Genomic DNA, 26,379 nt, shown 5'->3' on the forward strand with positions numbered 1-26,379 from the left:
ATGCATATTGCTTTTCGAGCCGACGCATCAGCAAAAATCGGTACCGGCCATATTATGCGCTGCTTAACATTAGCTGATTTGCTAAGCCAATATTACCATTCACGACAATCGAACAATGTACCACGTTTAATGATCAGTTTTTTATCTGCGCCATTACCCCAAAGTCTTCAACAAAAAATTATCACTGCCGGCTATCATTATCGTGAACTAAAGTTAGATAAGCATGATCATTCACAAGAACACGATGCTTCCTGTTGTCATACATTGTTAAAACGCTTACCAAAAATAAATTTATTAATCGTCGACCATTATCAATTAGCACAAAAATGGCAACAATTACTCACAGCAGATTACGATAAAATCATGGTGATTGATGACTTAGCTAATCGTCAGCATCAATGCGACTATCTTCTCGATCAAACCTTTGCTCGTCGTAGTCAAGATTATCAGCCATATGTTAATAGTCATTGCCTTACATTTATTGGTCAGCACTATATTTTGCTGCGTGATGAATTTTTATCTGCTGTAAAAACTGCCGAAAAGCGTCGCGCCAGTACTGAAAAAATAGACAATATTTTAGTGACGATGGGTGGTATGGATGAAGACAACTCCTCGACAACCATTATCAATTATCTCATTGCGCTTAGGACACAAGAACAGCTAAGTTTTAGTGTAACTATAGTGCTAGGCAGTCAAGCGCCTAATTTAACGTCATTAATGGCATTAATCGAACCCTATCAATGGATAACACTGCAGATCGATAGTAATTCGATGGCACAATTAATGTTATCCGCTGATCTAGCTATAGGTGCAAGTGGTACTACCGCATGGGAAAGATGTAGTTTAGGACTTCCGACTTTAGTGGTTATTATGGCGGACAATCAAAATTTAGTTGCCAGTAACTTAGCTAAGCAAGGTGCCGTCATCAACCTTGGTGATTTTCAATCACTAAGTTATTTCAAACTTGAACAAGCATTTTTACAGTTAACTGCCAGCCCTAAAGCGTATCAAACCTTAGTTAGACAATGTTTTGACACCATTAAACAAAGTAAAGTATCAACAATGCTTGATATCATTATGACTTCAATCAAACTGGCCCCCGCAACGAATGACGACAAAGACATTATATTCAGTTGGCAATCAAACCCCGATATACGACGCTTTTCAAGAAACAATCAAGCCATTCCTTATCAAGAGCATTGTCAGTGGTTTAGTCAAGCGATAGCAGATCAAACAAGACATATTTACTTAATTCAACAATGCTCAAGCTCTGAACAAGCCAAAAATGCAGGCATGATCCGCTTTGATGAAATAAATGCTCGCGAAGTTGAGGTGTCTATTTTAGTCGCGCCTGATTTGCAAGGTAAAAAAGTAGCACTTAGAGCATTATTTGCCACACCTAAAATATTTAAACAAAAGACTATCCATGCTTATGTCCATCCAGATAATATTGCATCGCAACACTTGTTCCGTAGCGCGAATTATCGTCAAATAGCAGACGATCACTTCATATTATCGTCAGAAAATAATCAGTGAGTTAACCTGTGAGAGTAAAATAATGCTTAATCATGAAATATCTATCAATGGCCGTAAAATAGGGAAAAATCATCCTCCATATATTATTGCCGAAGTTTCAGCCAACCATAATGGTTCAATTGAAAAGGCGTTGCAGACTATTTCTATGGCTAAAAACATGGGGGCTGATGCGGTAAAAATACAAACCTATACCGCTGATACAATGACCATAGACAGTGAATTAGATGATTTTAAGATAAAAGGCGGATTATGGGATGGCCATAATCTTTATCAGCTTTATCAACAAGCTCATACCCCATACGAATGGCATCAAGAATTATTTGAACATGCCAAGAAAATTGGCATTACATTATTTAGTACGCCGTTCGACGACAGTGCCGTTGATTTATTAGAACAACTCAATACCCCAGCTTATAAGATTGCTTCATTCGAATTAACCGATATACCATTAATTACCCGCGTTGCAAAAACGGGGAAGCCTATGATTATGTCAACGGGTATGGCTAATGAACAAGAAATCACTGAAGCTGTGACTGCCGCGACGCAAGCAGGTTGTCAGCAACTGGTATTATTACATTGTATCAGTGCTTACCCTGCCCCAATTGCCCAATGCAATTTAGCAACTTTAGTAGACATTGAACAACGATTTAACACATTATCCGGACTTTCTGATCACACATTAAGTACGACTGTCGCCATCACGGCTGTTGCATTAGGGGCTTGTGTGATAGAAAAACATGTGACATTAAGCAGAGAAGATAAAGGACCTGATTCAGAATTTTCTATCGAGCCAGCGGAATTAAAAAACTTATGTCAGGAAAGCCGTATAGCTTGGCAAGCTATTGGAAGTGCTGGCTATGAACAAAAACAAGCAGAACGTGATAATGTTAAATTTAGACGTTCCATCTACTTTGTTGAAGATATCGCTAAAGGAACAACTATCACAGCTAAACATATTAGGCGTATTCGCCCTGGTTTTGGTTTGGCACCAAAATATTTTCAAGAAATTATCGGCAAGGTAACGACTGAGGATATTAAAAAAGGCACGCCGACAGAATGGCGATTATTCAACTAAAGACTAGTAAGAATCTCGCGTGATAAGTTTTCACTTATCACGCGATTCAATACGATTAACGCTTAAGCACCGCTTCCTGTCAGTAACATTTCTTCGTTATAAACGTCGATTAACGCTAAAACAATCGTCTGTTTCATTTCAGTTGTAATCGCCAGTTTTAATAGTTTGCTAAACAAAGTAGGCACTTGCACATCTAGATCTAAAGTCGTGAGTGCCGAATCTTCTGCAATTAAGTCAGCTAACGAGGTCGTTGGTAATGTCGTATTAGATAATTGTGCGACAGTAAGTTTAGTTAGCTCATTTAAAAAGACATTCCCCAATTCAGTTTGCGCTTCGGCAAAATAAATAACCGGATATAAGCCTTTGGGTAACATAAGATATAAATTAAACGTAGAACGAAGGCCAAGCAATTCGTCTGACGACATTTCAGAGAAACCTAAGGTATGGCCAATATCAATGGTTGGAATATTTCCTTCACCATCGCGTAATGGAATTTTTTGTTCAACGGCAATTGGCGTGCCATGATAAGGATATAATACATAAGCATTCGCGGCGTTAGAGCCAATTTGTCTGTTTAACTCAATCGTTTCAAAAACATTTTCTCGTGTTTCACCAGGGAAACCAATGATGTTAAAAGTCGAGACGCGAATCCCGTAACTTTGCGCCATTTTCAGTTTTTTCACTACGTTATCATTTCGATAAAAACGTTTCACGGAACGTCTAACTTCATCGTTGCCACTTTCAATGCCGACACTCATCGCGACACAACCCATTTCAACGGCAAGCTTAACTTTGTCTTCACGAATAGTATTAGGCATTACCGAACAACCAAACATAATGTTTAGCGGTGCAATTAAATCACGCAATTCTTCTAAGTGGCTGATTTGTGGCATTAAAAACGTATCATCAACAAATTTAAACCAAGTGGCATTAAACTGTTCTTTTAACTCACTTAGTTGATTAAAGGTGACTTGCGGATCTTGAATTCTAAAGTAATTTTTACGACCACCGGTTATCTCAGCAATCGTAGGGTCGACACAATATGTACATTGCATTGGACAACCGCGCGCTTGAGAATAAAAAGAGCCTTGATAAATTTCACCATCAAAAGGTCTAAATAAGTGACGAGAGTCAAACAATCCCCAATCAGGAGTCGGTAGATCGTTTAATTCAACACGAGGGGCAATAGGATTTTTGATAATTTTGCCATCAGGGAGTTTAAAATTCATTGACTTAACATGGAAATAATCTTCGCCTTTATCCATTAAATCTAACAATTCTAAAAAGGTATCATCCGCTTCCCCGACACAGGCAATATCGATGACATCTTGCGCCAAACAATCGTCACTTGCGATAGTTGGATGAACACCACCAACAATCACTTTTGCGTCATAAGTCACTTTACGTAATAAATTTACCGCCGAATCAAACGTTGCTGTCATCGTTGATAACGCGATCACATCCGGTTTAAATTCGTCGATTTTTTTCTGTAATTCATCTTCTAGAACAACATAAGGATCATCACGAATTAAGTCGTCCATACTGTACGCTGTTTCTTTAAACAAACCGGCAGATTGTTTCCCAGCCAGTTCGCTATTTTCTTCGTCATCAATAGGAACATCAAAGACATCACCCGCTGAAGCGTTTTTACTATCATCATTGACTTCAAGGTGATGACCATCATTTTTATCTTTAGTTTTTAAAAACGTAGTATCAAATAAATCAACGGTATGACCTGCTTTTTTAATAATGGCACTTAAAATTGAGATTCCCGCGGGAATTCCATAGTTTAAATACTTTTCTGGATGAAAAAATAAAACTCTCATGATTGTCCCTCAATCTATAAGTTGTTACCAATTGCTCTTAATCATTAAATAAAGCAATTTATGAACCAACATTATCAAAAAATTACTACCGTATATTGAAGCAGTAAAATAGACTTTACTAAACTTCGATCAACATAACCATTATCTTACTTGTTATCTTCTGTTTGGTCGAAAACTTTAATTTATTTTGAAATACGCCCCTTATTTTATGGCATAAAGTATGCTTAAAATTAGACAATAACGTTGCAAAAAAGGCGAGATAAGAAACAATGAAATCTATCAAAAAAGTGAATTTATTTCATGGCGCTTCCGAACATGAGATCACAACAACCATTGAAGATGAAACTTACCACTTAATGCCTGATGCTCATTATAATTTACATAGTTATTTTGAAAAAAAACACCGTTATGCCGAATTAAATAGCATCGCGAAAAAAGCCTTTACCCGCGAAAGTGATTTGATCGACAGTGAACTTAATCATCATCATCAAATGCATTATAAACATGCTATTCCTGCTGATTTATGTCAAAAATTTATCCAACAAGTACTTGAAGATAAAACAGCATTTAATCACCATAAAGTTATCACGAGCATTTTGGATCTGATCCTTGATAAAAATTTAGATCAAGTGCTGAGTTCATATTTTAACAGTGAATATACACTGTCTTGGTACTCGTACCTTGAGACGTTACCTGATAGAGAAAATCGCTCTTATTCATCCTATTGGCATTGCGATGGTGGACCAGAAAATCATTTAAAAATATTAATCTATTTAAACCCTTATAAAGAACATTTAGGGAACACAAAATTTTTAACGAAGGAAACCACAGATCAATTAAAAAAAATTGGTTGTTTATTTAATGACATTGAAAAAAGAACTGAAAATTTAGCCCCGTTAGCAAATGCAAAAGGCATTGAACTAGAAGAAATCATGTATGAAAATATTGAGGCTGGTGATGCCTTAATTTTTAATCCAAATCAATTAGCTCATATTGGAAAAATTCCAGAAACGGGAACTCGTCATGTTCTTCAATTGTGTTTTATCCCTTCTCCTTTTCATTGGAAGGATACCATTAACCATGCGGCCCCGATCCAAATTGGTTGTCAGCCTTTTGAAGGATTAGCAGAAAAATTATTAAATTATTATGATAAAAGTGCGCATCAAGTACCTGATAATATCATGATCCCAGATGACGGCACTATCCAATCAAGCATGCAATTACGTTGGTTAATAGAAAATATTTTTCCCGACAAAGTCTTCGCGGAAACGATGTTTACACGGCTGATTGAATTAGATCCAAAACTAGAATATTTGCATGCGTATGACAATGTCTTTGAAACATTAAAATTATCGTTTAGAGACAGTATTAATTGGGGCGGCGAAATTGACCGTGAAGACATAGAACACTTAGCGCAATTAACCGAGTATTTAAACGAGTTTACCCATAGTTGTGAACGATATGCGCCCACCAACAAACCGAATCATAAAGCGATTTATTGGCCGAACCCTGAGCACGAACATCACCCCTCTTCAAAATATCAGGTTTTACCTTACGTCAAAAAGTACCCTATCATGGATAAATCGACACCGATAGGCTCTGCGGGAAGTTGTTTCGCGTTTGAAATTGCTCGAGTTTTTCAAGAGTCGGGGTTCAACTATGTTGTCACTGAACGTAATGATGACCCCATGTCAGGAGTATTGGTTGATGGTTATTCACCAGGTGATCAATATGCAAAATTTTGTGCTAATTACGGCATTTTATTTAACAGTATCAGTTTTAAACAATTAGCAGAAAAAGCCTTTGATACTAAACCCATTAAACAACTATTATTTCAACAGCCACAAGGATACTGGGTAGATCCTTACAGAGAAGGCGTCGCATTTTTAGATAGACAAAATTATTTACTTGATTACCCACAGCATATAAATGCCACAAGAAATGCGCTAGAAATGGCCGAAGTATTTATCATTACCTTAGGTTTGAACGAATGTTGGGAGTTTAGAGATGGTACGGTATTATCTAGAAACCCGCGTGATAATATGTATCCCTATGTGAAACATAAAACGCTGAGCGTGCAAGAAAATATTGAGAATATACAAAGCTTTTTCGATACGGTTAAAAAATTTAACCCTAATTTTAAGCTCATCATTAGTATTTCACCTATTCCATTTCTTGCAACAGGTCATGGTGAAACCAAGCATGTTATTACAGCCAATACTCACTCAAAAGCAACATTAAGAGTTGCCGCAGAAGAATTAGTAAACAACAACGAAGATATCTATTATTTGCCAAGTTATGAGTTAGTAACCGAATGTATCGAAGATGCTTGGGATAATGATCAAAGACATGTCAAACGAAGTACCGTAGAAAAAGTTGTTGAAATGTTTAAAGACATTTTTGTCAAAACATAATAGTTCGCTGGGCGGGTAACAAAATAACTTTGCAATGCTAAACAGTATTCAAGTTTTACTAATACTTGCCGATATAGGAAAACAAGTCATACTTTATAAATAAAGTTCAGTCATTAATAACCAATATTCAGTCAGTTTTATGAGTATTTAGAGGAAATTCACTATGACAGGTATCACATCAGCAGGCGTTGGTTCTGGTTTAGATTTAGAAGCAATTATTGAGGTAACTGTTAATGCTGAAAATCAACCTAAAGTTGAAGCATTAGATAAAAAAGAATCATCATTAGACATAAAATTGACGGCACTTGGTCAAATGAAATCTGACATCAGTGCTTTAGAAGATGCAATTGAAGCTTTGTCTGATATTGAAAATTTTAATAAAAGATCTGCGACAGTGAGTCAACCAGCCAATGGCGACGTTATTTCGGTATCAGCAGAAAGTACTGCAACGGCTGGAAATTTTGAAATTGAAGTGAAACAACTTGCTCAGGGTAGCCGAGCTGTTCAAGATGACGCAAATTCTTACAGTTCAACAACCGATGTGGTTACAGCTTCCGGCGGAACGCTAACCTTAACAGCAGGTGCTAACACCTTCGACGTGACTTTAGCGGCGGGTGCCACTTTAGAAGATTTAAGAACAGCAATTAATGAACACGCTGATAACTTTGGTCTGTCTGCTAATATAATAAACACTGGCGGTGCTACGCCTTTATCTAAATTAGTGATCACCTCATCAGAAACCGGTACAGGTAATGATCTTGTGATCACCAATAATACCGCTGAATTAGATAAAGTTTCGACGGTTGCTAACGGTGGTGGCAACGGTGGTTTAGTGATAGCAGCAACCGACCAAGCACAAGATGCCATTATTCTAATTGATGGCATCACAACAAATAGCAGCACCAACACTTTTACCAATACCATTCAAGATATCACCATAACCGCGTTAAAAGTAGATACTGAAAAAGCATCGTTAACCGTTGATACTGACAAAGAAGCGGTAAAAGAAACCATCGAAAGTTTTGTTGATGGCTTCAACACTGCAATGAATACTTTAGATCAAGTGGTGACTTCGAGAGTTACTGATGGCACGGCACGTGGTTTAAGAACAGCCTTGATCAATCAAGTAAGTAGCATAGTATCTGGTGCTGGCTCACTCACCAGTGTTTATGACTTAGGCTTATCATTAAATAAAAATAATGAATTAGAAATAAACAATACAGGTGTCAATACCTTAGAAGATAGTTTAAATGAAAATTATGATGATATTGGCAACTTGTTTGCCGGTGCTGGGGGGATTGCGCAAATTTTAAATGATACCGTTGAGTTATACACAAAGTCTGGCGGTATCATTGCTCAACAAGAAGATTCTGTTAATCAACAATTAAAAGATGTAGAAAATGATCGAGAACGGCACGAATATCGCATGGAACAATTTGAGAAACGATTAAGAGAGCAATACGCCTCGTTAGATGTATTAATCGCCTCAATGAGAGCACAAGGTACTGCGGTTACTTCGGCACTATCTAACTTACCAGGCTTTTCAAGTGGTAAAAGCTAACGATCATTAACCTTAGGAATTATGATTATGAACAAGAACTTACAAGCTTATGGCAAAGAAAATATTAAAAGCCAAATAGCAGGAGCAGACTCATATACAATTATTAAAATGCTGATGCAAGGGGCTTTAGATCGTCTAGCTCAAGGCAAAGGTTTCCTTGAAAGAAAAGATCTTCATGGTAAATCTAAAAGCTTATCTGGCGCAGCCGCCATTATTAAGGCGCTTAACGAGTCGTTAGATTTTAATGCTGGCAGTGACGCTGTCGAAAATTTGTCAAGTCTTTACGAATATATGGATGAGCGTATTTCTGATGCAACCATCAACAATACCACAGACCCAATTGTTGAAGTTATCTCGTTATTATCAGAGATAAAAAGTGCATGGGATGAAATACCTAGTTCAGAAGTAGAAAAAGCGTTAGCGATTCAAGCTAGTCAAGGTTAACGTATGCCTGACTTATTTCACCAGCGATTATCAGCTTTAGAGCAGTGTGAAGTAAACTTAATGAACTGCTTTGACAATGAAGATTGGGACGCAGCTCTGGCTATTTCAGAAAAAAGAGCCGCGCTCATCTCAGATGTCATAGATACCATAGGCACTTGTAATGATGAGCAACTCATTCAAGTAAGAAAATTATTAGAAAAACTTGCCGCATCAGAACATAATTTCATCTCAACAGCCTCTGAGAATCAAAAAAACATTGCGGCACAATTAAAAAAAATGAAAGATGCCCAAAAGGCGTCAATCGCCTACCAGGCATGTAAAGAATAAAGGTGGTAACCTAAAAATGTCATTTTCAGATGATTATAATGAGCTATTAAATTCAGCAGAAAAAAATCTCGAAAAGTTAAAGAAAAAACATCAGTTAGAGCAAGAACTTGTCGAAAAAATGCAAAGCAAGTTCGATAAAAATATTATCGCCTTTCAAAAGTATTATCCTGATATTGCAGAGAAGTTTAAACAAGATGCGCCTCAAAATTTACCTTTCTTCTGTGCGCCTTCCGGTGATGCTAATATCTTATTTGGTCCTGATAGTGCACCACTCTATAGTGAAGATCCTGTTTCGCAATGTAAAACTCAAATAGACATAGAAATCGCAAATCCTAAGTTTAGTTCACTCAGTTTTACCCTAGAAGATAAAGAGAATAGAGAAGATAATTTTATTCATTCCAAATATCTAAACCAGATCCATGATGTTTATTTGGAAAACAAAGAGAAACTTGAACCACTAAAACAAATGCCAGATCACATAGGCAGTATGATCGTTTTTGGTATTGGATTAGGTTATCACTTAGACTATTTAATTGAAAAAATAACCATTGGTCACCTCTATTTATGTGAGCCAAGTTATGAGCTGTTTTATGCCAGTTTGTATACTTGTGATTGGTCAATGATTTTAAAAACTTTAGATGAGCGAAACGGCTATTTACATCTTCACATTGGTGTCAGTTACGAACAGTTTACCACTGATTATATTAATGAAATTAAAGATAAAGGTTCATTCAATTCCGTCAATGCTGTCCTTATTCAACATTATCCTTCGAAAGAATTACGACAAATAATCGATCGATTTTGTGAAGAGTTTCACCTTGTAGCTATCGGCTGGGGATTTTTCGATGATGGTGTTATTAGCATCGCTCACGATTATGCAAATGCGAAAAACAACATCCCTGTCCTTAAACGAGATGTTGTTTTACCAAAGAAATGGCAAAACACTCCTGCTTTTGTGGTGGCAAATGGTCCTTCATTAGATGCAACGATAGAAACAATTAAAGCCTATGAAAAAGATGCCATTATTTTCAGCTGCGGTTCCGTTTTACCTAGTTTGATCGCACATAACATCATTCCTGACTTTCATATAGAATTAGAACGAACAAAGCTTACCTTTGATTACTTAAATGATCTTATTGATCATGAACATATGAAGCAGCTTAACTTCTTAACGTTAAATATCATGCATCCAGATTGTCCACAGCTTTTCAAATGGACAGGTATTGGCTTTAAACCAACAGAATCTTCTACGATAATTGCTTGTGATTTTATTAATAAAAATAAAGATTTTGTGCAAATGAAGTTTTCTAATCCTGCGGTGGCCAACACAGGAATGTCGTTTGCCTGTTATATGGGATTTAAAGATATTTATTTATTTGGCGTAGATAACGGATATAAAGACAGGAAGCATCATCACTCTAAAAAAAGTTTGTATTACACTGATGACGGAAAAGAAAAAGAGGCTATTGGTGATATCGTTAGAGCGGGCGAAATTGAAGTAGAAGGCAATTTTGGAGAACCTATCCTTAGTACCGTTTTTTTCAATACCAGTAACTTTTATGAAGGCAAGCTGTTAGAAAATTTCCCACAGGTAAATTGTTATAATTGCAGTGACGGCGCCAAAATTGAGAATACCTATCCTTTAAGAGTTGATGATATTTTACTGGCTAAATCGAACGCAGATAAGTCAGAATTAGTAGAGTACCTAAAGGCTAACGTTTTTATTGATCGTGAATTCTCAGAAGAAATCTATAAAAACTGTATTGCTGTAAATATGTTTGATGAAATATGTGATAATTTGGTGTCATATTTAGATAAAGAATTTGATTCTCGTGCTGAAGTTCTTGAACAATTAATGCAACAAGTTCGATATCTACATTCATTTGCCTATACCCCTTACCGTCATATATTCTTTATGTTGGAAGGGTCATTAACATATATTCAAACGATGTTCAGATTGATGTTATTTGATTTTGCTGATGAAAAAGCCACCTTACAATGTGTCCATCAAAGCATCGAAATTTTTAAAACTTATATGCATGAAGCGAAAATTAAATATGCTAACGTATTAGATGAGGTTGATAGCCATAATTATAATGTTATCAGTATGTTTAAAGAAAAAGATACCGCTGAATAACGCAACGGACAAACGCAAGCCTATAACAATATAAGCTTGCGTTGAAATTTTACAAATTAGAGAAAGCTCCTTGAAAATCATACCCGCTAATGATCCAAAGTTTATTCGTTATAAAGCTGATTTACTTCATCATAGCAAAGATATTTCACCTTTATATCAAGAAACTAACAGCCGTTATTATCGGTGTTATTATCAAGATGACTTGGCTGATATCTCTTTTTGTATTGAGCTAGGCTCTACGGCTGTATTGTTAGTATTATTAACAGCCCCAAATAATAACCTGATCAGTTTTATAAATATGCCAGTGCAATTTGTTTGGCATCATCAAATCAGCGAACAACAAAAAAAAGGCGCTAATAAAGTCGCCATAAAACACCTAAAACAATTAATGGCAACATCAAATGCTAGTATTTTTTATCAAGAGTCTAGTCAGTGTTCATTATCTGAATTCGGTCAATTTTTATTAAAACAGCATTATCATATTCAACCTTTTTTTTCGCAAAAAATATCATTAACACTTGATGAACAACAAATTTTTACTGGTATAAGAAAAATATTTCGGGCAAATATTCGCTGGGGCGAGGAAAATTTACGTTTTAACATTATCGATAAGTCTACGTTAACACCAGGTGATATTTTCGATTTTCAGCAGTTACATATTCAAGCTGCCGGAAAAGAAACAAGAAGTGATGAAAGTTGGAGAATTCAAGAGCAAATGATTGTTGCCGAAGAAGCATTTGCTATCTATGGATATCTTGACAATAAACTCGTCTCTACAGGGTTATTTCCTTACAACCAACATGAATGTTATTACGGCGTTGGCGCATACGACCGAGCATTATTTGATAAACCCTTAGCGCATGCCTTAGTTTGGTTAGCGATAAAACATGCAAAAGGGTTAAATTGCCAGTATTTCAATTTTGGAGAAAGCCATTTCCCCGGTATAGAAACCCAAGGAGGTTTACCGTCAGAAAAAGAATTAGCAATTGCTCATTTTAAGCAAGGCTTTGGTGGCAATTTTCAATCTATTTTACAGTTTAAAGGGTAAAATGAGTCAAAGTATTGTCATATTACACTTTAGAATCAAATAAAATACCTTTTGTAGAAGAAAGCTCATCTAACAGATCATTAATTTTATTGGCCACTTGCAAAAATTCTTCCGACGGAATCTGACGAATGACTTCGTCTGTATCTTTATCGACGACCTTAACGACAACATCACCTGAGTCATCAACAATATCAAAATTTAGATGCCGATTTTGTACCGAAAATAGATTTTGGTTATTCTCCAATAAAGATTGGATCGCTTTCGCAGCGTCTTCACTTTCTTTTTTTTGTGTTTCACGGTCAATCAGTTGTTGCGCACTAATGTTTTCATTCACCAAAGATTGGGTATTACTTTCTGAATAGGCAACATTTTGCCTCTGTATTGATTGATTATCAGACGAATTATTACTCAATTCACTTGAACGTTGAACCTTACTTAATATATCGCCTTGTTTAATCACTATATCGTTATTCATATCATCCTCACGAACAAATATAGCGATGAGTTAAAATAAGCTCTCCACAGTTACTTACTTCAACTCCCCACTTACTTAAATAGCATGTTTCACAATATATCTTTATATTAACCTAATAAAGATAACGCCGTTTGCGGACGTTGGTTTGCTTGTGAAAGAATTGATGCACTTGCTTGCTGTAGGATTTGAGCCTTAGTCAAGTTAGCAGTTTCTGTTGCAAAATCAGCATCTTGAATTCGTGAACGTGCAGATGATAGGTTTTCAATGATATTCGTTTGATTACGAATCGTTGAACTAAAACGGTTTTGTACCGCACCTAACTCAGCTCGTTTAGCATCAATCGCACCGATCATTGCATCAACACCAGCTAAAATAGACTGTGCTTTATCAATTGAAGTGAATGACATGCTAGTTAAATTAGCAAAAGAAGTTACCGCTGTACCAGCAGAAGTACCGGCAATATCACTGGCAACGGCCGCAACATCACACATTTTAAAGCTGGTCATAGAAACGGCAGAACCGTCAAAACTAGTAACGGCAGTCATTGTCATACTTATGACTTGACCCGCATCAGCACCAACCTGAAATTCAGCCGAAAATGAGCCATCAAGTAAGTTTGTACCACCAAAACTTGTATCACCAGCGATTCGGTTAACCTCTTCCCCTAACTCACGCATCTCTAATTGTAGAGCCGCACGGTCAGAATCTGTATTTGAACCATTTGCCGCTTGCGCCGCTAAAGTTCTAATACGCTGATACATACTGGTCATTTCATCCATTGCACCTTCAGCAGTTTGTGCTAAAGAAATACCGTCATTTGCATTACGGTTACCTTGCATTAAACCGCCAATTTGGCCAGTAAGTCGATTTGAGATTTGCATACCAGCAGCATCATCTGCTGCGTTATTGATACGTAAACCAGATGATAAGCGTTGAAATGCAGTATCTAATACATCTGACGACTTATTTAACTGTCTTTGAGCATTTAAACTCGAAATGTTGGTATTGACATATAAAGCCATATAGCCTCCTGTTTATGATTTATTTAGGAATCCTTGTTTAGGCTTCTTTAACGAAATTACAAACGCCCGAATGATTGCAATCAAATTAAAGTAAACAATGTTCCTACAAGTAATCAAATATATAAAATTACTCCATCTTTGTTATCGACAGAGCAAAAGAAAGCTTTAGTGGTTTTTTAAAATAAATTGAAAAAAAACCAATAAAAAATAAAATAACTATATTTTACATATAGTTATTTTATATATTTTTTTGGTTTTTTTATCGATTCAAACAAATCAAAAAGGATTTTGAGTTGTTTGAGTCGATAAGAAAAGAAAGCTAATTCATTATCCTTGTAGTAAAGATAAGGCTGCTTGAGGACGTTGATTCGCTTGCGCTAAAATAGTACTACTTGCTTGTTGCAATATTTGCGCGCGTGTTAACGCTGCTGTTTCAGTAGCAAAGTCAGCATCTTTCATTCGAGAGCGTGCCGCTGATAAATTTTCAATTACGTTCGTTTGGTTACGAATGGTTGAACTAAAGCGGTTTTGCACCGCACCTAATTCAGCACGTTTAGCATCAATCGCACCAATCATTGCGTCAACACCAGCCAATATAGACTGTGCTTTATCAATTGAGGTAAATGACATACTGGTTAAATTAGCAAATGACGTCGCAGCAATACCTGCAAATGTTCCTGCAATATCACTTGCTACAGCAGCTAAGTCACACATTTTAAAACTAGTAATAGAAACAGCAGTACCGTCAAAACTAGTAACAGCTGTCATTGTCATACTTATGACTTGACCTGCATCCGCACCAACCTGGAATTCAGCTTTAAAGGTGCCATCAAGTAAGTTGGTACCACCAAAACTAGTATCTGAAGCAATACGATTTATCTCACTACCTAACTGACGCATTTCTAGCTGTAATGCTGCTCGGTCAGTAACCGTATTTGAACCATTTGCCGCTTGCGCCGCTAAAGTTCTCATACGTTGGTACATATTAGTCATTTCATCCATGGCACCTTCGGCAGTTTGTGCTAATGAAATACCATCATTAGCATTTCGATTACCTTGAGTTAAACCATTGATTTGCGATGTTAAACGGTCAGAAATTTGTAATCCGGCAGCATCATCTTTTGCACTATTGATACGTAACCCAGAAGATAACCGTTGAAAAGCAGTATCTAACGAGTCACCTGATTTCATCAAGTTACGCTGTGCATTTAAACTTGATATATTAGTATTTACAAACAAGCTCATTTTATTTCTCCTGAGTTAAGAAAACAGTCAGTAAAATTACCTTGCTGTAACAAAAGCAAAGAATGAGCCAAGTGATAACAAACCTGCTCTATTATTAAACAAAAAATTATTTATCACCAAAATAATCAATAGGTTAACAGTTTAAAAAATTAAGTTTTTTGATATTAGTTTATCAATAAAGCATGCATATTTAAGAAAATTAAAGGGGAGTAAATCGTGCTGACAGATTTTTGCCGCTAGCGGTGGCAAGTGTTTTCCTAATAACAGTGGTAAAAAAATTGAAGGCTATATAAAGCAGAGGTTACTCCACAATATATTTTTGGCATACATAATGCTTAATTAAAATTGATTAATCTTATTGACGTATTGCGTTAATAAATTGACGGACTAACAAAAAGGATTACCCGAATAATGCTTTTTATTAGAAGAATACCAAAACAATTAACGCCTCCTGTTATTGCTTAATTTATTCTTTTATCCGTTGTCTTGATTAATCTATTATCGAGAAGCTCTTGGGAGTTTGATTTTGAATCAAATTTCCCAAGGGTTTTCTTGACTTCCCATCCAATCTTAACCTAGTGACACCTTTCCAATTAAAGTTATGTAACACTATAGTTTGCTTATCGTGCTTACCCTAGTAACGATAATGCAGCTTGTGGACGTTGGTTTGCTTGCGATAATATTGTACTACTTGCTTGCTGCAAGATTTGCGCTTTAGTTAACGTTGCCGTTTCTGTCGCAAAGTCCGCATCTTGGATACGTGAACGTGCAGCTGATAAGTTTTCAATGATATTCGATTGATTACGAATCGTTGAGCTAAAACGGTTTTGAACAGCACCTAACTCAGCGCGTTTTGCATCAATCGCACCAATCATTGCATCAACACCGGCTAATATAGACTGTGCCTTATCAATTGAAGTGAAAGACATACTCGTTAAATTAGCAAAAGAAGCCGCAGGAGCCCCAGCCGAAGTACCGGCAATATCACTTGCTGCTGCCGCGAGATCACACATTTTAAAGCTGGTCAATGAAACGGCTGATCCGTCAAAACTGGTAACGGCAGTCATCGTCATACTAATGACTTGACCTGAATCCGCGCCAACCTGAAATTCAGCAGAAAATGTGCCATCAAGTAAGTTAGTACCACCGAAACTAGTATCACCAGCGATACGGTTAACCTCTTCGCCTAACTGACGCATCTCTAATTGTAGTGCCGCTCGGTCAGAAGTCGTATTTGAGCCATTCGCTGCTTGCGCCGCTAAAGTTCTGATACGCTGATACATGTTGGTCATTTCATCCATAGCACCTTCAGCCGTTTGCGCTAAAGAAATGCCGTCATTGGCATTACGATTACCTTGCGTTAAACCATTAATTTGACCAGTTAAGCGATTTGAAATTTGCAAACCTGCGGCATCATCTGCTGCATTATTGATACGTAAGCCAGAAGATAAACGTTGAAACGCAGTATCTAAAGTATTACTTGAATTACTTAATTGTCTTTGAGCATTTAAGCTCGATATATTAGTATTGACATATAAAGCCATAACTAAACTCCCATGCTATTTATTTGCCTTAGAAGAATAATCCTTCTAAGTAATACATCTAAGAGAACAAGTAAAATGACGTGAAAGGTATTATTCGAAGCACTCTTTAACTAGCGTAAACTTGATTATTTTTAACTTTATTCTGTGGAAATAAAACTAAAAATTTCAAACTTAAAATACTTCTGAACTCACTTCCTCTACTAGCTGTTTTAACTCTTAGAACGTAGCTTTTATCAAGCTTACTAATGATATCGACACGATTATTGAAACCTTTAGAAAAAATTTAAAATCAATCCTTCTGATTAGACAAATAGATTTTTATTTATTGATTTATTTAGACTTTTTTGATTGGAGTGTATTTTATTTAATTGTGAAAAGGCAATATATTGACAATATTCCCAAGAAAAAAACGATGAAAAAACAAACAGGCGGTAAGCGGGAACAATCAAGATTGCTCCCTATTTTTACCTTAATTGAAAGACATGAATTAAACGGCCTTTTGCTTAAATATAATTAAATAAGGAAAGGTCTTTTATTTGTATAAATGACTGTTGCGCAACTTGAAGCGCGGTTTGTGCTTGATCAAACTCAGAGACAGCTTTTGCGTAGTCGAGATCTTCAATACTCGAACTACTTTGCGCTAAATATAATGCAGTATCAGCATGTTTACTTTCTTGATTTTCTGTCATCTGTAAACGTATGCCCACTTCTCCTCGTTGAGTACTCATGTAATTTAAAGAAGCATTCACCTTATTCAACACATCAGAGTATTCGGCCGCGTTTATTGCACTATTACTCGTTGAAGTAACCCAATCAATGGCAGACTTAATTGTTTCGAAGACACTAATTTCTTGTTTAGGCTCAATATCAATTTGATCTCCTGGTTCAGGAACGCCATCAAACTGTACTTCTAAACCATTAAAATTAAGTATCTGCCCAGCAGTATATGGATTAACTACTAAAAGAGTGTTCGATGCGCTGTCTGTCACAGTTACTTGATTAGCTTCACCATCAGCGGTGGTATCAGTAAAATCAAAACGAAAATTTGGTGCATTAGTTAAAGGATCATAGGTGCTAGGATCGATAATAACCGCTTTATTGATAGATATACCGCTGGTGTTATTTTGATAAATAGCTGAAAAATCACCATCTGGATTAGGAATTTTTAAAAAAGCAAGATCGCCTGGTTGATTCGTTGCTACAGCAAGATTTTTACTTATTTGTAATTCTCTCACTCCAGAATCACCTTCATAGCTAACTGAATTATCTAGTTGTAAGGTAAAAGGTGTTTTATCTGTTTGATAACCTGCAAAAATATAACTGCCATTTTCATCTTTAGTGTTCGCTATATCGAGCATTTGATTTAATGAATTTTTAGCTTGTGCCGCAATAACATTACGTTCAGTTGAGCTTAACGCGCCATTATTAGCTTGGATCATCATTGTTTTAATTTCTTGCATGACATCTTCAGCTTGCGAAAAAGAAATTTCTTGAAGACTATTTCTATTAGTCGCTTGAGTTATATTGGTTTTATATTTCTCAATCGCTGCTAGCTGTTCTTTATAACCGATCAACGTACTATATTGCACCGCATCATCTTTTGCCGTTAATACACGTTTACCACTGCTTAAATATTTAGCTTGTTCATTTAGCCCAGATTCTTTATTACTCATCTGTAAAGCATTTTGATAATAAAATTGAGTCGTTGATACACGCATTTTAAAGCCCTACCTTGCCGCAGCTAATAAAGTATCGAAAATAGTGGTGGCTACTGAAATTATTTTTGATGACGCTTGATATGCTTGTTGAAACCTCAGCATGTTGGCAGCTTCTTCATCTAAATTCACCCCAGCTGTTGCTTGATTACGATTAAAAGCTTGCGTATACATAGCCTCTGCAGTGCTTGACACTAATTCCGCTGAGTTAGCTTTTGAACCAACATTTGCCGTAGAAATCCCCATACTTTGGCCAAAAGTTTGTTGATTCCCATTAATAATTCCTGTTTCTTGGGTTAACGCCATAAAACTAGCATTAGCACCATTGCCTACGCCAAACGCATCATTAATTTCATAGATTTCAGGAGCTAATGGCCCTTGGCCAACAGGATCACCACTGATCTCAATTTGAAAAGCCATCGTCCCAGGAGCTGGAGGTAAGTCAACAACAGCAGAGTTTCCAGCAGTAAAACTCCCCGAAGCTATTGCACCAACAACTGAAGGAGGTGTCGGCGGCAAACTCGCAGGATCGCCATCATAAACTCGGTAAGAATATGTACCAGGTGCGCTTTCATAAACATCTACCCTCAACCCTGTGTTGGTTGTGCTTGTAAATGTTCGAGCGGCAACTGGATCATCCATTGTTATAATACTTACACCGCCAGTGCTGACATTGTTTGATGATGCCTTTGCTTCAATTGGGGTACTTGCCGCAATACCATTAACATCACGTAAAGTAACGTCCATAAACGAAGCACTATTTTCTGTCGGATGAATAACAAATTTATCGCCAACAGCAGGAGAACCACCATCAATAACAAATGAAAAACCAAGGCCAGTGTCATATTCATTTGGCGGGGTCAAAACTAAGGTCTGATTCGTGCCGGTATTTAAATTTGTCATGGTATAGTTTGCACCATCCCATTCAATTTCGTATTCATCAATCGGTACTAAAGAAACATCCGTTATTCGCACACTAGCCGCTACAGTACCGGTATTATCTGATGGAATACCTACACGCCCTTGCATCAACTTAGTGGTATTAATATCGGTAAATATATTTAGCCCTTGTTGCTGGTTTAGATCTAATCCGTCAGCCTGAGCATCATTGAAGGTACCTGAAATAGCCATGGCAATGCGATTAATTGAACTTCGCGTTTCGGCTAAATGCTGATCCCTAAATTCAAATTTAGCTTCTAAAATGCCACCTAAATTGGCAGGGTTCATAGCAAATGTGCTGTTTGGACCTACGAGTTGTATTTCCGTTTTTAAGGGATCAGGGTCCCCTGCTTTTACGGTAGCCGTTAACGGAGTTATACCCGCAACCAAGGTTGAGCCGTTGCCGATAATCACGTTCATGACACCATTAGCATCATGAACGGTACTAACTGTGGTATATTCACCCAGTTCATTAATTAATTGATCACGACGATCTAATAAATCGTTAGGCTGCCCACCAACTGATTGCCCTTGGCTCTGTAACACTTGCTCATTAATTTTTGCTAGTTCGACAGAAATTTCAGAGATTTTATTCGCAATTTGATTGATTTCACCATTAACAGACTTCTCAATTTGATCAAAATTTTCATTCAGGGATTGAAAGTCCGCCGCTAAAATTCCCGCTTGACTCAGTGCAATACTTCTTATTCCTTGGTCATTTGGATTATCAGCAACACTATTTATGGTTTGATAAAGCTTATCAATAGAATTTAATACCGAAGTGCCTGAGAAGCTCATGACTTCGTTTAATTGATTTAAGTCTTTATGAAGAGAGTCTGCATTGCCTAAGTTACTGGTGGTAAACAACTGTTCTTTATAAGTAAATTGATTATATAAACGAGTTACATCCTCAATATAAGTACCGGTGCCAAGATAGTTTCCGCCACTTGCTAGACCGATACTTGCATTTTGCTCAGCTCTTTGACGGGTATAGCCTTCAGTATTAACATTGGAAATATTATGACCAGTAGTCGCTAACTGTTGTTGTGCAGCTAATAAACCACTCACTCCAGTTTGAAATAAACTAACCGCCATAATGAACACTCCTAATGATGCACATATCTTTTCTCAATGAATTAAATAACGCTTCGTTATTTGTTAATTAAACCTGTTACCGTACGCAGTGTTCCCATTATTTTGTTAGCATAGTTGGGATCTGTCGCATAACCAGCACCTTGTAAACTATGCAGAAACTGTTCCACATTTTTAGCTTGTTTAAGTGCACCTTGATAACGTTCATTTGAAGAAAGAAAATTAATGTAGTCATTGATACTGTCACCAATGCTTTGATAGACACGAAAAGGTTCACGTTTTTTAACCATTGCACCTTGCTGATATTCTAAGGTTTCTTTATGAGTTTTATCGCCAGACCAACGTGCATCGGCTTTGATATTGAACAAGTTATTTGAACTTTCTCCTTGAGCCGTTTTGATCACTTTTTGTCCCCAGCCCGTTTCTAACGCGGCTTGTGCAATCACAACTTCAAAGGGAATATTTAGTTTTTTCTCAACATGTTTTGCCGGTTCAGTTAATGCCGTAACAAAATCTTGCGGCTCATTAAAGGCATGATTTGCAACGTTATTGTTCGTTGTAGTGTCTGAAGTTTCAAGCGTCGTATTGTCAGGAAATTGACGACGATGAGGTATTTGGAGATCATTCTTTTTCGTTGCTTCTTCTCCACCTTGAAAAACATTCGCTTTAAAATGGCTTTTGGGCGTAAAGTTCTCGCTATCACCACCTAACTGTCTAACAATTAATTCAGATAAACCTAACGAACCATTATTCGATAGCTCTAATGACATTTGCTGATCGTGCATATCACGATAAAATTTAGTGGACTCAGAATTAAAAGGGCTATCTGATTCTAAAACTTCTTCGGCTTTTCGCATGCTTTTGAGCAACATTTGCATAAATATCGCTTCAAATTGTTTTGCTGCCGTTTCTAATGCCTGTTCTTTCGAGGCTTTATCGTCAGAATTTGACTGTTGACGAATATTATTTAAGCCATTTAAATCTAAGAAGTTTTGTGCATCAGCAAGTTTAGTATTCATAGCGATTTCAGATCATTAAATAATGATCAGCTCTCCTCGTAATGCGCCTGCCTGTTCTAACGCTTCCAATATCGCCATCACATCTCCAGGCCCTGCCCCAACATTATTGATGGCTCGAACTAAGGTATCTAAGGTGATCCCAGGGTCAAAAACAAACATGCGATTATCCGTTTTATCAACGTCAACAATGGATTGCGTTGTAACTACGGTATCCCCTTCAGCAAAAGCATCAGGTTGGGTAACATCTTGTGCCTCATTTATTGTCACTGTGATGCCACCATGGGTAATTGCCGCGGGTAACAATCGAACATCAGAGCCAATAACTATGGTGCCCGTTCTAGAATTAACAATGACTTTTGCCGCAGGTGTGTCTGGCTCAAATTCTAAATTTTCTAACACGGCAAGAAAGCTAACACGTTGGCTGGCATCTCTTGGTGCTGATACTTGAACTGACGTAGCATCAATGGCTCTGGCAATAAAAGTAGATGGATCATTAGGGTTAGCAAACTCGCGATTGATCGCTTTTTCTAAATTTTTAGCCGTACTGAAATCAGAATTTCTCAAGTTAAAGGTAATATGATCTCCTGTGGCAAAGGGAGACAGCACTTCACGCTCTACAATGGCTCCATTGGCAATACGTCCAACCGTTGGCGTATTAACGATAACTTTCGAGCCATCTAATCCTTCCGCGCCTAAACCACTAACCACTAAACTCCCTTGAGCCACGGCGTAAGCATTACCATCAATTCCCATTAAGATGGTTTGTAATAAGGTGCCGCCACGTAAACTTTTCGCACTCCCCATGGAAGAAACAGTAATATCAATGGTTTGTCCCGGTTTAGCAAAAGCAGGTAACTCAGCATGTACGGCAACCGCAGCAACGTTTTTAATTTTAGGCTTTAAACTAGCTGGCATAGTAATGCCGAAATTACTTAACATCGTCTTAAAACTTTGTTCTGTAAAAGGGCTTTGCTCCCCCGTACCAGGCAGACCAACCACCAAACCGTAACCGACTAGCTGATTCGATCTTACGCCGGCAACATCAGTTAAGTCTTTTACCCGTTGAGCATTTGACGACTGACTAGCAAAAGTAAGCGCTAATAACATTACTATTTGAATAACAACTTTCATATTCATTTCCACCTATATATGGCAATTATAAGGGCCACCAAGAACTACTAAAAAACTTAGATAACCAGCCTTGTTCTTGTACTTCCGCAAAGGCACCTGTACCAGCATATTGAATACGAGCATTGGCAACTTTCGATGAAACTATGGTATTACTTGAACTAATATCTTGTGCGCGAATAATGCCTGTTAAGCGAATATATTCATCGCCATTATTTAATGACATCCATTTTTCACCCCGGATCATTAAATTGCCGTTAGGTAACACTCTTAATACATGAACCGAAATATTACCGCTTAAGCTATTGCCTTGGTTTGACTTTGAATCACCTTTAAAATCAGAGGTTTGATTTAAGCCAAATTGAATCGCATCATCTTTAAAGGTAATCGGAGAAGCTCCCAAACCGGTTATCGGATCCAGTACGGCACTATTTTCTTTTTTCAGCTCGGTTTTGGCATTTTTTTGAGCTTGCGTACTCTCACTTAAAATTACCGAAATAATATCGCCTACGCGGTGTGCTTTTGAGTCTGAATAAATATTATTGACATAATTAGCTTGGAATAAAGAGCCTGTAGGTACAATCGGCGATTCTTGCATTTCAGGTAAGATCGGCGCAAAATCAGGATCATCAGGTAAAGTTTTCGCCTGTTCAATACTGGCACAGCCAGATAACGTCATCCATGCACATAATATTATCGTTACAATTTTCATATGACGCTCCCTATTGGTTATAACTGTTGATTGATATAGCTAAGCATTTGATCAACCGCAGAAATGACCTTTGAGTTCATTTCGTAAACCCGTTGACTCTCAATTAAATTGACCAGCTCTTCTGTCGTATTGACGTTGGAGGTTTCAAGTGCTCCTTGTAAAATCATGCCGAAGCCCTCTAAACCGGGAACACCTTCTTGTGGCGCACCACTTACCGAGGTTTCAACAAATAAATTTTGTCCGATGGGCTCTAATCCCGTTGGATTAACAAAGTTAACTGTGTTTAATTGTCCAACGACAGCGGGCTCAGCTTGACCTTGTAAGGTCACCGACACTTCGCCATCTTGAGAAACAATAATACTAATAGCATCAGGCGGTATCGTGACTTGTGGTTGTACTAAATAACCAGCACCAGGCGTTACCATATTGCCTTCTTCATCCATAGTAAATTGGCCATTCCTTGAATAAGACAACGAGCCATCAGGCATTTGTACTTGGAAAAAACCTTCCCCTTGAATCATTAAATCCAACGCATTATCCGTTGAAATCATATCCCCTTGGGTATGAATTTTTTGCGTGGCGACAACTTTTGAACCAGCCCCTAACATTAAGCCGGAGGGCATTTCGGTGTCTTGAGCAGAACGACCACCAGGTTGATTAATCGTTTGATAAAGCAAATCTTCAAAGACTGCTCGACTCTTTTTAAAGCCAACCGTACTCGCGTTTGCTAAGTTGTTTGAAATAACGGCAATATCTTTCGTTTGCGCGTCTAAGCCTGTTTTACTGATCCACAATGCTGGGTTCATAAATCACCTCAATAATTAGTTTAGAAAGCACGCAATAGCGATGCACTAGCTGAATCAATTTCTTCAGCGGTTTTCATTAATTTCAAATGCATTTCAAATTGACGTTGAATGGAAATCATGTCTGTCATTTCGCTGACAGGATTGACATTACTCGATTCCAACATGCCACTTTGAACGGTAATACTGATATCGGCATCTTCATTAGTACCGTTACCCCCTCGAAATAAACCATCGTTACCACGCACTAACGTACGAGTTTCAGGGTTAACAAGTTTAATTTTACCGACTTCTTCTTGAATGGTCGTAGGGGCACCGGCTGGCTGAACCATGATAGTGCCATCTTTAGTGATCTGAATATTATTAACCGGTAAAGGTAAAGACACAGGTCCGGCATCGCCAATCACCAAATCACCATTTGGAGTTTGTAAAAAACCTTCTTCGGTTAATGTTAAATGACCGTCACGTGTATAGGCTTCGGTACCGTCCTTTGCTTGAACGGCAATCATGCCATGCCCTTGAATCGCAATATCTAAATCTCGGCCTGTGGTTAAAAGTGCGCCACTGTCAAAGTTTTGGCTAGCTTTTTCTGTCATAGCAAAAACACGGGTTGGTAAACCTTCACCAAAAGCCTGCATTGAGCGAGCCTGTGCTAAGTCAGCTTTAAATCCCGTGGTCTTAGCATTGGCTAAGTTATTGGCATTTATCGCTAAAGCTCTCATATTTTGCTTGGCGCCACTCATGGCAATGTAAAGCATCTTATCCATCATGAACCCAGATTTATTAAGTATTACGTAGATAAATGCAAAGAAAGTGCCAACTAAAGAAGTTAATTTTGAGGGGGAAAACTTATGACTTGTCGTGTCGTATTTGATGATGATAGCAATAAAAAAGCCCTTAAGTAATCTACATTACTTAAGGGCTTTTCCTAAGAGGGTCGATTAACGAATTTGTAAAATCGTTTGGTTCAATTGATTATCAACTTCTAACGAACGAGAGTTTGCTTGGAAGTTTCGTTGCGCTGAAATCAAATCAATCAACTCACTGGTTAAGTTGACGTTAGATGACTCTAGAGCAGAAGCATTAATAGTACCGTATGTACCTGCCCCTGCTTCACCTGCTAAACCTTCACCAGAGAGAATACTTTCTTTCCAGTTGGTATTCCCCACTTGCGTTAATCCTTGGTTATTTGCAAAATTTACTAATGCTACGCGAGAGAGCGGTTGCGAAGTACCATTACTATAGGTCGCCATAACTAAGCCATCAGGGCCAATATCAAGCCCGGTTAAACGTCCAACCGGTAAACCATCTTGCTCAAGTGACGTCACTTCAAAATTTGAAGCAAACTGCGTAGGTTCATTAGGGTTTGCGCCAGCAGTATCAAGGTTAAAGTCGATAACTATTTGCTGAGTGTCATCAGAGCCGTTAGTCAAAATACCAGCACCTAATGCCGCCGTTTGAAATCCTGCAGCAGGTACTTGTGAGAAAAAGTCACCACCAGGGCTAAAGTTTAATCGTGCGCCATCGAAACCATTTATATCAATACCTGTTGCCGCATTAGCCGGATCAACTAAATCAACCCGTTGATTATCAACCGCAGCTGTAACTAACCAAGGGTTAGAGGCCGGAGGACCAGCAACGGGTGCTTCTTTAATAAAGTAATATGTCATGATATGACTATCACCTAACGAATCAAATACCGTTACCGAGGTAGAATGGTTAAACGTTAATGGGTCAGTTAAATCGAAATTGCCTGGAGAACCAGTGATCACAGCATCACCTGCAGGTAAATTCATTCTTACGTCTACTTCACTAGTTTGAGCAGGCGCACCAGATGCTGTTGGAATTCTAATTGGCTCAGAAGTACTTAAACTAACCGAAGATGAACTACCATCAGGGTTTACTGGAAACCCTAATAAATGCTCACCCGCAGAGTTAACAATAAAGTTATCGTTATTTAACTTGAATTGGCCTGCACGCGTATAAGAAAACTCTAAACTATCGATATCAGGAACAACAGCAAAAAAACCATTACCTGTAATTGCAAGGTCTAGTGCATTGTTTGTAAATTGAATACTACCTTGACTAAATTGTTGAGCAACATCTGATGTTAACACACCATCACCAACTTTTGTTTTGCCGGCAGCAAGTAATGACGCAGCATACACATCAACAAATTCAGCACGAGATTCTTTAAAACCTACGGTACTCACGTTTGCAATATTGTTGGATGTTACATCCAAATCTTTTTGAGCAGCGTTTAAACCACTTAGTGCTATATTAAATGACATAACTATACCTCATTGTAAACAATTGT

At 37.6% G+C, this 26,379-nt stretch carries 20 protein-coding genes and 2 pseudogenes; 8 read left to right on the top strand and 14 right to left on the bottom strand.

The features are described 5' to 3' along the window. Together pseG and pseI are read left to right on the top strand one after the other, a co-directional pair. Complete coding sequence (gene pseG / locus ABXH06_RS01040; protein WP_353516996.1) at window positions 1–1,536, top strand: UDP-2,4-diacetamido-2,4,6-trideoxy-beta-L-altropyranose hydrolase; 1,536 nt, start codon at window positions 1–3, stop codon at window positions 1,534–1,536. Between the two features lie 22 nt (window positions 1,537–1,558). Continuing rightward, entirely contained in the window at window positions 1,559–2,611 is a 1,053-nt protein-coding gene (gene pseI / locus ABXH06_RS01045) for a pseudaminic acid synthase (protein ID WP_311577954.1), read from the top strand. A gap of 62 nt (window positions 2,612–2,673) precedes the next feature. On the opposite strand, the gene ABXH06_RS01050 is transcribed toward pseI, so the two are convergent. After that, on the bottom strand, window positions 2,674–4,437 hold the full coding sequence (locus ABXH06_RS01050; RefSeq protein ID WP_311577956.1) for a B12-binding domain-containing radical SAM protein: 1,764 nt from the start codon (window positions 4,435–4,437) through the stop codon (window positions 2,674–2,676). A gap of 269 nt (window positions 4,438–4,706) precedes the next feature. Here ABXH06_RS01050 and ABXH06_RS01055 point away from each other — a divergent pair, with 269 nt between their 5' ends. The 6 genes from ABXH06_RS01055 to ABXH06_RS01080 all read left to right on the top strand — a co-directional run bounded on the left by ABXH06_RS01055 (window position 4,707) and on the right by ABXH06_RS01080 (window position 12,368). After that, window positions 4,707–6,851 carry a GSCFA domain-containing protein gene (locus tag ABXH06_RS01055; RefSeq protein WP_353516997.1) on the top strand — a complete coding sequence of 715 codons (2,145 nt, stop codon included), beginning with the start codon at window positions 4,707–4,709 and terminating at the stop codon, window positions 6,849–6,851. A gap of 163 nt (window positions 6,852–7,014) precedes the next feature. Further along, window positions 7,015–8,412, top strand: coding sequence for a flagellar filament capping protein FliD (fliD, locus tag ABXH06_RS01060; protein ID WP_353516998.1), 1,398 nt, complete (start codon window positions 7,015–7,017; stop codon window positions 8,410–8,412). A 27-nt stretch (window positions 8,413–8,439) separates the two neighbouring features. Next, window positions 8,440–8,856, top strand: coding sequence for a flagellar export chaperone FliS (fliS, locus tag ABXH06_RS01065; RefSeq protein ID WP_311577963.1), 417 nt, complete (start codon window positions 8,440–8,442; stop codon window positions 8,854–8,856). A 3-nt stretch (window positions 8,857–8,859) separates the two neighbouring features. Beyond that, window positions 8,860–9,183 carry a hypothetical protein gene (locus ABXH06_RS01070; protein ID WP_353516999.1) on the top strand — a complete coding sequence of 108 codons (324 nt, stop codon included), beginning with the start codon at window positions 8,860–8,862 and terminating at the stop codon, window positions 9,181–9,183. 16 nt (window positions 9,184–9,199) lie between these two features. Then, on the top strand, window positions 9,200–11,320 hold the full coding sequence (locus tag ABXH06_RS01075; protein WP_353517000.1) for a motility associated factor glycosyltransferase family protein: 2,121 nt from the start codon (window positions 9,200–9,202) through the stop codon (window positions 11,318–11,320). 70 nt (window positions 11,321–11,390) lie between these two features. Further along, window positions 11,391–12,368 (top strand): GNAT family N-acetyltransferase, encoded by a 978-nt coding sequence (locus ABXH06_RS01080; protein ID WP_353517001.1) that lies wholly within the window; start codon window positions 11,391–11,393, stop codon window positions 12,366–12,368. Window positions 12,369–12,390: 22 nt separating this feature from the next. On the opposite strand, the gene ABXH06_RS01085 is transcribed toward ABXH06_RS01080, so the two are convergent. The 13 genes and pseudogenes from ABXH06_RS01085 to flgE all read right to left on the bottom strand — a co-directional run bounded on the left by ABXH06_RS01085 (window position 12,391) and on the right by flgE (window position 26,353). Next, on the bottom strand, window positions 12,391–12,843 hold the full coding sequence (locus ABXH06_RS01085; protein WP_353517002.1) for a flagellar protein FlaG: 453 nt from the start codon (window positions 12,841–12,843) through the stop codon (window positions 12,391–12,393). A 107-nt stretch (window positions 12,844–12,950) separates the two neighbouring features. After that, a pseudogene (locus ABXH06_RS17865) lies at window positions 12,951–13,229 on the bottom strand (flagellin); the annotation flags it as partial. Between the two features lie 167 nt (window positions 13,230–13,396). Next, window positions 13,397–13,865: pseudogene (locus tag ABXH06_RS17870) on the bottom strand (flagellin N-terminal helical domain-containing protein); the annotation flags it as partial. 327 nt (window positions 13,866–14,192) lie between these two features. Further along, a complete protein-coding gene (locus tag ABXH06_RS01095; protein ID WP_311577977.1) occupies window positions 14,193–15,110 on the bottom strand; it encodes a flagellin N-terminal helical domain-containing protein in 918 nt (305 codons plus the stop codon). A 629-nt stretch (window positions 15,111–15,739) separates the two neighbouring features. Further along, window positions 15,740–16,654: a flagellin N-terminal helical domain-containing protein gene (locus ABXH06_RS01100; protein WP_311577980.1), complete on the bottom strand. Its 915-nt coding sequence runs from the start codon at window positions 16,652–16,654 to the stop codon at window positions 15,740–15,742. A gap of 503 nt (window positions 16,655–17,157) precedes the next feature. Then, the gene (flgL, locus tag ABXH06_RS01105; RefSeq protein WP_353517003.1) at window positions 17,158–18,372 is read right to left on the bottom strand and encodes a flagellar hook-associated protein FlgL; all 1,215 of its coding nucleotides are present in this window, start codon (window positions 18,370–18,372) and stop codon (window positions 17,158–17,160) included. 9 nt (window positions 18,373–18,381) lie between these two features. After that, the gene (gene flgK, locus ABXH06_RS01110; RefSeq protein ID WP_353517004.1) at window positions 18,382–20,403 is read right to left on the bottom strand and encodes a flagellar hook-associated protein FlgK; all 2,022 of its coding nucleotides are present in this window, start codon (window positions 20,401–20,403) and stop codon (window positions 18,382–18,384) included. Window positions 20,404–20,459: 56 nt separating this feature from the next. Then, window positions 20,460–21,419 carry a flagellar assembly peptidoglycan hydrolase FlgJ gene (flgJ, locus tag ABXH06_RS01115; protein ID WP_353517005.1) on the bottom strand — a complete coding sequence of 320 codons (960 nt, stop codon included), beginning with the start codon at window positions 21,417–21,419 and terminating at the stop codon, window positions 20,460–20,462. 15 nt (window positions 21,420–21,434) lie between these two features. Continuing rightward, complete coding sequence (locus ABXH06_RS01120; RefSeq protein ID WP_503012477.1) at window positions 21,435–22,526, bottom strand: flagellar basal body P-ring protein FlgI; 1,092 nt, start codon at window positions 22,524–22,526, stop codon at window positions 21,435–21,437. A gap of 49 nt (window positions 22,527–22,575) precedes the next feature. Beyond that, window positions 22,576–23,259, bottom strand: a complete 684-nt coding sequence (flgH, locus tag ABXH06_RS01125) for a flagellar basal body L-ring protein FlgH (RefSeq protein WP_353517007.1) — start codon at window positions 23,257–23,259, stop codon at window positions 22,576–22,578. A gap of 17 nt (window positions 23,260–23,276) precedes the next feature. After that, window positions 23,277–24,065: a flagellar basal-body rod protein FlgG gene (gene flgG, locus ABXH06_RS01130; RefSeq protein WP_311577993.1), complete on the bottom strand. Its 789-nt coding sequence runs from the start codon at window positions 24,063–24,065 to the stop codon at window positions 23,277–23,279. A 20-nt stretch (window positions 24,066–24,085) separates the two neighbouring features. Continuing rightward, window positions 24,086–24,829 (bottom strand): flagellar basal-body rod protein FlgF, encoded by a 744-nt coding sequence (flgF, locus tag ABXH06_RS01135; RefSeq protein WP_311577996.1) that lies wholly within the window; start codon window positions 24,827–24,829, stop codon window positions 24,086–24,088. 174 nt (window positions 24,830–25,003) lie between these two features. Beyond that, a complete protein-coding gene (flgE, locus tag ABXH06_RS01140; protein ID WP_311577999.1) occupies window positions 25,004–26,353 on the bottom strand; it encodes a flagellar hook protein FlgE in 1,350 nt (449 codons plus the stop codon). Window positions 26,354–26,379 lie beyond the last annotated feature (26 nt).

Source organism: Thalassotalea sp. SU-HH00458, assembly GCF_040362795.1.
GTDB classification, from domain to species: Bacteria; Pseudomonadota; Gammaproteobacteria; order Enterobacterales; family Alteromonadaceae; genus Thalassotalea_H; species Thalassotalea_H castellviae.

What these genes read in the sequence shown, in the direction of transcription:
- ABXH06_RS01075 (WP_353517000.1), top strand. Translation starts at nt 9,200, where the DNA reads ATGTCATTTTCAGATGATTATAATGAGCTATTAAATTCAGCAGAAAAA.
- flgL (WP_353517003.1), bottom strand. Translation starts at nt 18,372, where the DNA reads ATGCGTGTATCAACGACTCAATTTTATTATCAAAATGCTTTACAGATG.
- flgE (WP_311577999.1), bottom strand. Translation starts at nt 26,353, where the DNA reads ATGTCATTTAATATAGCACTAAGTGGTTTAAACGCTGCTCAAAAAGAT.
- fliS (WP_311577963.1), top strand. Translation starts at nt 8,440, where the DNA reads ATGAACAAGAACTTACAAGCTTATGGCAAAGAAAATATTAAAAGCCAA.
- flgF (WP_311577996.1), bottom strand. Translation starts at nt 24,829, where the DNA reads ATGGATAAGATGCTTTACATTGCCATGAGTGGCGCCAAGCAAAATATG.
- flgK (WP_353517004.1), bottom strand. Translation starts at nt 20,403, where the DNA reads ATGGCGGTTAGTTTATTTCAAACTGGAGTGAGTGGTTTATTAGCTGCA.
- ABXH06_RS01050 (WP_311577956.1), bottom strand. Translation starts at nt 4,437, where the DNA reads ATGAGAGTTTTATTTTTTCATCCAGAAAAGTATTTAAACTATGGAATT.
- flgH (WP_353517007.1), bottom strand. Translation starts at nt 23,259, where the DNA reads ATGAAAATTGTAACGATAATATTATGTGCATGGATGACGTTATCTGGC.
- flgJ (WP_353517005.1), bottom strand. Translation starts at nt 21,419, where the DNA reads ATGAATACTAAACTTGCTGATGCACAAAACTTCTTAGATTTAAATGGC.
- flgG (WP_311577993.1), bottom strand. Translation starts at nt 24,065, where the DNA reads ATGAACCCAGCATTGTGGATCAGTAAAACAGGCTTAGACGCGCAAACG.
- ABXH06_RS01100 (WP_311577980.1), bottom strand. Translation starts at nt 16,654, where the DNA reads ATGGCTTTATATGTCAATACTAATATATCGAGCTTAAATGCTCAAAGA.
- ABXH06_RS01085 (WP_353517002.1), bottom strand. Translation starts at nt 12,843, where the DNA reads ATGAATAACGATATAGTGATTAAACAAGGCGATATATTAAGTAAGGTT.
- ABXH06_RS01070 (WP_353516999.1), top strand. Translation starts at nt 8,860, where the DNA reads ATGCCTGACTTATTTCACCAGCGATTATCAGCTTTAGAGCAGTGTGAA.
- pseI (WP_311577954.1), top strand. Translation starts at nt 1,559, where the DNA reads ATGCTTAATCATGAAATATCTATCAATGGCCGTAAAATAGGGAAAAAT.
- ABXH06_RS01120 (WP_503012477.1), bottom strand. Translation starts at nt 22,526, where the DNA reads ATGTTATTAGCGCTTACTTTTGCTAGTCAGTCGTCAAATGCTCAACGG.
- ABXH06_RS01095 (WP_311577977.1), bottom strand. Translation starts at nt 15,110, where the DNA reads ATGAGCTTGTTTGTAAATACTAATATATCAAGTTTAAATGCACAGCGT.
- ABXH06_RS01055 (WP_353516997.1), top strand. Translation starts at nt 4,707, where the DNA reads ATGAAATCTATCAAAAAAGTGAATTTATTTCATGGCGCTTCCGAACAT.
- pseG (WP_353516996.1), top strand. Translation starts at nt 1, where the DNA reads ATGCATATTGCTTTTCGAGCCGACGCATCAGCAAAAATCGGTACCGGC.
- fliD (WP_353516998.1), top strand. Translation starts at nt 7,015, where the DNA reads ATGACAGGTATCACATCAGCAGGCGTTGGTTCTGGTTTAGATTTAGAA.